Source organism: Winogradskyella psychrotolerans (genome assembly GCF_018860565.1).
Classification (GTDB): domain Bacteria; phylum Bacteroidota; class Bacteroidia; order Flavobacteriales; family Flavobacteriaceae; genus Winogradskyella; species Winogradskyella damuponensis.
In genome coordinates, this window is the sequence record NZ_JAHKPS010000025.1 from 186,131 (window position 1) to 192,833 (window position 6,703).

Genomic DNA, 6,703 nt, shown 5'->3' on the forward strand with positions numbered 1-6,703 from the left:
GAATTCGTTCTCTTTTATTATGCCCTAAAAAGATATGTTGATGTATAAGTAATCTATTGTGTTACTCGTTTGTTGAGGTAAAACTTATTTTGTCACCAATAGCCAATTGCCATGCGTCAGAAAGCCCAGCATTAATTTCTAAAACATATTTAGCAGGAGCTTCTGATGGAAGAGAGGTTTCATCCATAGGCTTTGCATTTTTTTGAAAACTAACGATAGATAAATCGTCATCTATATAAATAATATCTAAAGGAATTTTAGTGTTTTTCATATAGAAACTTCGCATTTGCATATTAGGAAATACAAATAACATACCTTGATTGGTTTCAAGTTTCGTTCTATACATTAAGCCTGTTTGGGTGGTATATTCGTCATCTGCAATTTCAATATCTAAGGTCTTTATTACAGAGTCGGAATCTGCTTTTTTAAGCATTAAAACACCTTCTTTTTTGAAACTCACAACAACTTTGTTTTCAGATTTGGTTGTCTTTTCTTCTTTACAAGATGCAAACAAAGTACAAATTAAAACAATAAATACAGATTTTAAATAGAGTTGAACTTTCATTAGCTCAATTTTGTTTTTGGTTTATAAATAAACATGAAGTACAGTCCAATTAATACAAACGGAATACTTAACAACTGTCCTGTATTAAGAAGCCAATCTGCACGTTCTGGATTTTGAGCTTCTTTTACAAATTCTACAAAGAATCTTACAGTCCATAATAAGACTAAAAACAAGCCAAATAAAAAGCCTTGTTGTTCAGATTTTTTTGTTTTCCAATAGAAGTAAAAGAGAATTAGAAATACAAAAACATAACAGAATGCTTCATACAATTGTGCTGGATGTCTAGGTTGTGTTTCGCCTAATTGTTTAAACACAACGCCAAAATCACTTCCGGTATATTTACCTATAATTTCAGAATTAATAAAGTTCCCAATTCTAACAAATACAGCTCCTAAAGCAACAGGGACTACAACGCGATCTAAAATCCAAAGTACTGTTTTGTGTAATACTTTTTTATTATATAAGTACATAGAAATAATCATTGCTATTGCTGCGCCATGACTAGCTAAGCCTTGAAAGCCAGTAAACTCAAATCCTCCTTTAAATTTAAAAGGTAAAAAGATGCTAAAGAAATCTTCTGTAATGAGTTCTGGTTGGTAAAATATAACGTGGCCTAATCTTGCACCAAGCATAATCCCTAAAACAGAATAAATAAATAAGGAATCTAATGATTCTTCAGATTGACCTTCGTTTTTATAGATACGTTTAGTGATTTGAAAGCCTAAAATAAAGGCTGTAATCCACATAAGACTATAAAAGTGAAGTTTAAAAAATCCTAAATCTATAAACTTAATAGGATCCCAATCAATTTGTAATAAAAACATAAATATTCTATTTTATGAGGTAAAGATAATATTTTGAAAGGGATTGAAAATGAGATTAACGTAAAATTAGTCTTCTTTTGAAGGAACTTGAATGAATCCTCTTTTTATCAAAGATTGTAGTGGGTTAAAAATAGATGAAGCATCTTTTTTAGTGATTGAGATAACTGTAGTTCTAGACAAGTTTTTAGTTGTCATCTTTTTTCGGAACTGGATCAAAACCACTACCTCCCCAGGGCGACGGAACGTAAAAAAAATGTACGGGGTACATTTTTAGAGAACGGGCGAGCAGGCGCGTTGGCGAATTTTTAGTTGTCATCCTTTCTCGGAACTGGATCAAAACCACTACCTCCCCAGGGATGACAACTAAAAATCCGTTTTAAAGCCAACCAACCGCCTTTAAAAAAACCATGTACTTCAAGTGCTTCTTTTGCATAGTGAGAACATGTTGGTTGGTACCTGCAAGTCGCAGGAGTCATTGGTGAAATAAATATTTGGTATAATTTAATCAGTAATAAAAAAGGATATGTTAAAAGTTTCTTCACGATTAGTTTGTCGTAAAAGTTGTGCCTTCTCTACTATCATTAAGTTTAATACCTGCTTCAGCCAATTCGTCTCTAATTTTATCAGACAGTGCAAAATCTTTGTTTAATCGGGCTTCTTTTCTTAGGTTAATTAGAATTTCTACTGCACTCGCTAGTTTATCGCTACCAGTATTTGTTTTAGAAATATTTACCAAGCCAAGTACGTCAAACACAAAAATGTTAATGGTGCTTTTTAAAGATTCTAAATCTGTAGATGTTATGCTAGCACTTCCATCTTTAATTTGATTAATAAATTTTACAGCTTCAAAAAGTGTGGCAATTAAAATAGGAGTATTAAAATCATCATTCATCGCATCGTAGCATTTTTGCTTCCATTCAGCAATATTAAATGAAGATGTAGAACTTGTTTTTAAATTATCAATTAAGGAAATCGCATCCATAAGTCTGTGAAATCCTTTTTCGGCAGCTGCCAAACCATCATCTGTTAAATCTAAAATACTTCTGTAAGATGCTTGCATCATAAAAAATCGAATGACGCTTGGATTGTATGCTTTAGACATAATATCATTGTCTCCTGAAAGTAATTCAGCTGGATTTATATAATTTCCAGTAGATTTACTCATACGGGCTCCATTCAATTCTAACATATTGGCATGCATCCAATATTTTACTGGTGCCTGACCTTTGGCAGCTTGATTTTGGGCAATTTCACATTCGTGATGTGGGAATTTTAAATCCATTCCTCCACCATGAATATCAAAATACTCACCAAGATATTTAGTGCTCATAGCAGTACATTCTAAATGCCAACCAGGAAAACCATCACTCCAAGGCGAAGGCCAGCGCATTATATGCGTTGGTTCTGCTTTTTTCCAAAGGGCAAAGTCTTGTGGGTTTTTCTTATCGCTCTGACCGTCAAGTGCTCGGGTGTTATGTATTAAGTCTTCTAATTTACGTTTGCTTAAAATACCATATTCATTAGATTCATTGTATTTATGCACATCAAAATAAACCGAACCATTAACAACATAGCCAAAACCATTATCAATTATAGATTGAATTAACTCTATCTGTTCAATAATGTGACCTGTAGCAGTAGGTTCAATACTTGGAGGTAAAAAGTTAAAAGTGTTGAGTACATTATGAAAATCTACAGTATAACGCTGTACTATTTCCATAGGTTCAATAGCTTCTAATCTGGCTTTTTTTGTAATTTTATCTTCACCTACATCTGCATCATTTTCTAAATGACCAGCATCTGTGATGTTTCGAACATAACGCACTTTATAACCTAAATGTTTAAGGTAGCGAAAAATCATATCGAAAGACATAAATGTTCTCACATTACCTAAATGTACATTACTGTATACTGTTGGACCGCAAACATACATTCCAACATAGCCATCAGTTATGGGTTGAAAAATTTCTTTTTCACCAGAAAGTGTATTGTATAATTTTATTTGATTTGTATTATATAATGACATGATGCGATTTTGAAAAATGAATCAATAAATTGAATTAGTGTGTTGAGTGAAAAAATTAAAATTGTGTATCTAATTTAATGTAGTCTAAAAACTCTCGTCTTGTTTCTTTAGATTTAAATTGACCTCCAAATTCTGAAGTAACAGTGCTACTTTCAATATCTCTTATGCCACGAGAATTAACACATAAATGTTTTGCGTCAATAACACAAGCCACATCTTCTGTATTTAAAACACTTTGAAGCTCTTTAACAATTTGAATCGTTAGTCGCTCTTGTACTTGTGGTCGTTTGGCAAAATAATCGACTATTCTGTTCATTTTAGATAAGCCAACAACAGTCCCGTTAGATATATACGCAACATGTGCTCGTCCAACAATAGGTAATAGGTGGTGTTCGCAGGTTGAGTAAACTGTGATGTTTTTCTCAACAAGCATTTCGCCGTATTTATACTTATTGTCAAATGTTGAGGCGTTTGGTTTTTTATCCGGATTTAAACCTCCAAAAATCTCATTAACAAACATTTTGGCAACTCTGTTTGGAGTGCCTTTAAGGCTATCGTCATTTAAATCTAAACCTAAAGTTTCTAAAATATGTTTAACATCACTTTTAATAATGTCAATTTTGTCATTGTTAGAAAGTTTAAAAGCATCAGCTCTTAATGGTGTGTCGCTAGATGATCCTATGTGATTATCACCTAAAGCATCTATATCGTTAAAATCACTATTGATTTTCATTGTAAAATAAATTGGTTTTCAGTTTTTAAAAGCAAGTGGCAAAGATAAGCAATAAAAATAGCATCATATAGGTAGGGAAATTAATTATATAACTGTTATATAATAAAAACCGTTAAAATGTCATTATCCTTGGTGAATTAACATAGGTTTTATTAAAATTTTCTTAATTTTCGAAACTTTAAAAAATCCATTTGAACAATGAAAAAACTAATGATTATTCTTACTCTGATACTCATGCCTTTATGTATGTTTAGCCAGCAGTCCAAACAAAAAAATCCAGTTCCTTTGGCAAAATTTAATGACAATGTAAAGTTGCCATTAACAGCTAATGAGCGTGCTCAAATTATAGAGGTTTATGGTGAATTTGCTGATAAATATGTTTTTAACAATCCACATAGGCTTAGGAGTATTAAACATATTCTTAGAAATAGAGTAGAGATTAAATTAGTAACTGATGAAAAAAACAAAAAAGCGTGTCCTAAATTATCTGAGGTGTCCGTTTTTGATGGTTTTGTTTCAGAACTAAAACGAGATGAAAACTTTAATCCTAATACTTTTAATCCACTAAAGTATAATTTTGAATTTCATTCTAGAGCAGCAGCGATGTATCAGGTAGATGGTACAAATTATTATATCATTATTAAGTCTCAATATCAATAAAATTATAAACATGAAGTATATAATTACTATAATTTCTATATTATTTACATCGCTAATGTTGGCTCAGGATGTAAATATGCAAACAGCAACAGTTAGTCAATGTGGTGGGATTTTTTACGATTCAGGAGGTGAATTTGGTAACTATGGGGATGATGAAAATTTTATCTTAACCATATGTCCTGAAAATCCAGGTCAGAAAATACAATTAAATTTTACCGAATTTGTAACACAAGTAAACCAAGATATTATGTCTATTTTTGATGGAGATAGTGTTGCGGCAACTTCTTTTGGCGATTTCTCAGGTTCAAATAGTCCTGGATTAGTACAGCCTACTGAGGATAATACTTCAGGATGTATAACAATTCAATTTGTTTCAAATGCAGCTGGTAATATAAATGGGTGGGAAGCGAGTATCGCTTGTCTAACACCATGCCAAACTATTAACTCTCAGATTGATTCTACATCTCCTGCACCAAACGGAGATGGCTATATAAGAGTGTGTCCTAATGAAGAGGTTACTTTAAATGGTAGTGGTGTGTTTTCTGTTGATGGAACTGGTGCTACTTATGAATGGGACTTAGGTGATGGTAATACAGCATCTGGCCAAAGCGTAACTTTTTCGTATCCTGATCCAGGCGTATATATTGTAAATCTAAATATACGTGATGCAAATACTTCAATTGATCCACTTGGATGTGATAATAACAATTTAATTAACCAAGTTATTCAAGTTGCTACTGAACCTGATTTTACAGGAACAGGCGCAGCAAACTCTGTGCTTTGTTATGGAGAGAGTACTGATATAACAGGTGAAGTTGAAGCTGTTGAATTTATTAATAACTGTACACCTCCTGTGAGTGGTATTACATTTTTACCAGATGGAAGTGGAGCGGTTTACGAGACATCTATAACTGTAGATTGTTATGATTCTGCACAAGCTTTAACAGATATTAGTCAATTGATTAGTATTTGTGTAACCATGGAGCATTCGTATTTAGGAGATTTAGATATAGAGATAATATCGCCTAACGGACAAGTTGTTAGAATGCATGATCAAGGTGGTTCTAGTGCAAATTTAGGTATTCCATGGGCAACGGGAACAGTTGATGGAAATAGTAGTAATACAACACCCGGAGAAGGTCGTCAGTATTGTTTTGTACCTGTTGGTGGATTTCCAACTTTGGTTGGAGGTATTCAAACTGGCGGTACGTTTCCTAACGGAGATGGACCTGGAACTTACAATGATTCTTATGTTCCAGCAGGAACTTATAGTTCTATAAACTCTTTAGATGGGCTTCTTGGTTCGCCTTTAAATGGAGATTGGACGATTAGAGTTGTTGATAATATTGGAGCAGATAACGGACATATTTTTGCTTGGAGTATTGAGTTTGATCCTAATTTACAACCACCAGAGCTTTCTTTTACACCTGTAATTGAGACTGAAGCATGGGATGCAGATGCTACAATAACAGGTACTGCAGGAAACGTAATAACAGTTCAGCCATCAGTAGCTGGTTTGTATTGTTATACTTATAGAGTTACAGATGATTTTGGTTGTGAATATACACAGGAAGTTTGTGTTGAGGTATTACCAGAGGTAATTACGGAAGCGCCTGATGATTTATTTGTTTGTGATACTGGTGCTCCTCCTTATATTTTTGAATTAGATTCTAATACTCCAGTAGTTCTAGCAAGCGCACCTAACCCTAGTGAGTTAATAGTTACCTACCATAATTCACTTATTGATGCTGAAGCTGATGTTAATGCTATAGCTGATTTGAGTAATTATTCAGGAACAGATGGGGAAATTATATTTATTAGGGTAGAATATCTAAATTCTGGGTGTTATGAAATATTACCATTCTCTTTAAATGTAGCCGGCCAACCTACCATCA

The 6,703-nt window shown here is 33.1% G+C and carries 7 protein-coding genes; 2 read left to right on the forward strand and 5 right to left on the reverse strand.

Annotation, left to right across the window (positions count from 1 at the left end):
* Nucleotides 1–61: 61 nt before the first annotated feature.
* The 5 genes from KO504_RS13775 to folE all read right to left on the reverse strand — a co-directional run bounded on the left by KO504_RS13775 (nucleotide 62) and on the right by folE (nucleotide 4,148).
* Nucleotides 62–565 (reverse strand): DUF192 domain-containing protein, encoded by a 504-nt coding sequence (locus KO504_RS13775; RefSeq protein WP_215927782.1) that lies wholly within the window; start codon nucleotides 563–565, stop codon nucleotides 62–64.
* Complete coding sequence (lgt, locus tag KO504_RS13780; protein ID WP_215927784.1) at nucleotides 565–1,389, reverse strand: prolipoprotein diacylglyceryl transferase; 825 nt, start codon at nucleotides 1,387–1,389, stop codon at nucleotides 565–567. The genes KO504_RS13775 and lgt overlap by 1 nt, the downstream gene beginning before the upstream one ends.
* 305 nt (nucleotides 1,390–1,694) lie before the next feature.
* A complete protein-coding gene (yidD, locus tag KO504_RS13785) occupies nucleotides 1,695–1,931 on the reverse strand; it encodes a membrane protein insertion efficiency factor YidD (RefSeq protein WP_215927785.1) in 237 nt (78 codons plus the stop codon).
* Nucleotides 1,932–1,933: 2 nt separating this feature from the next.
* The gene (cysS, locus tag KO504_RS13790) at nucleotides 1,934–3,415 is read right to left on the reverse strand and encodes a cysteine--tRNA ligase (RefSeq protein WP_215927787.1); all 1,482 of its coding nucleotides are present in this window, start codon (nucleotides 3,413–3,415) and stop codon (nucleotides 1,934–1,936) included.
* A gap of 55 nt (nucleotides 3,416–3,470) precedes the next feature.
* Nucleotides 3,471–4,148: a GTP cyclohydrolase I FolE gene (folE, locus tag KO504_RS13795; RefSeq protein WP_215927789.1), complete on the reverse strand. Its 678-nt coding sequence runs from the start codon at nucleotides 4,146–4,148 to the stop codon at nucleotides 3,471–3,473.
* A 198-nt stretch (nucleotides 4,149–4,346) separates the two neighbouring features.
* Here folE and KO504_RS13800 point away from each other — a divergent pair, with 198 nt between their 5' ends.
* Nucleotides 4,347–4,808: a hypothetical protein gene (locus KO504_RS13800; RefSeq protein ID WP_215927791.1), complete on the forward strand. Its 462-nt coding sequence runs from the start codon at nucleotides 4,347–4,349 to the stop codon at nucleotides 4,806–4,808.
* Nucleotides 4,809–4,818: 10 nt separating this feature from the next.
* A partial coding sequence (locus tag KO504_RS13805) for a PKD domain-containing protein (RefSeq protein WP_215927792.1) occupies nucleotides 4,819–6,703 on the forward strand: 1,885 nt, incomplete at its 3' end.

Coding starts and splice junctions, on each gene's coding strand:
- KO504_RS13775 (WP_215927782.1), bottom strand. CDS start 565: ATGAAAGTTCAACTCTATTTAAAATCTGTATTTATTGTTTTAATTTGT.
- lgt (WP_215927784.1), bottom strand. CDS start 1,389: ATGTTTTTATTACAAATTGATTGGGATCCTATTAAGTTTATAGATTTA.
- cysS (WP_215927787.1), bottom strand. CDS start 3,415: ATGTCATTATATAATACAAATCAAATAAAATTATACAATACACTTTCT.
- folE (WP_215927789.1), bottom strand. CDS start 4,148: ATGAAAATCAATAGTGATTTTAACGATATAGATGCTTTAGGTGATAAT.
- KO504_RS13800 (WP_215927791.1), top strand. CDS start 4,347: ATGAAAAAACTAATGATTATTCTTACTCTGATACTCATGCCTTTATGT.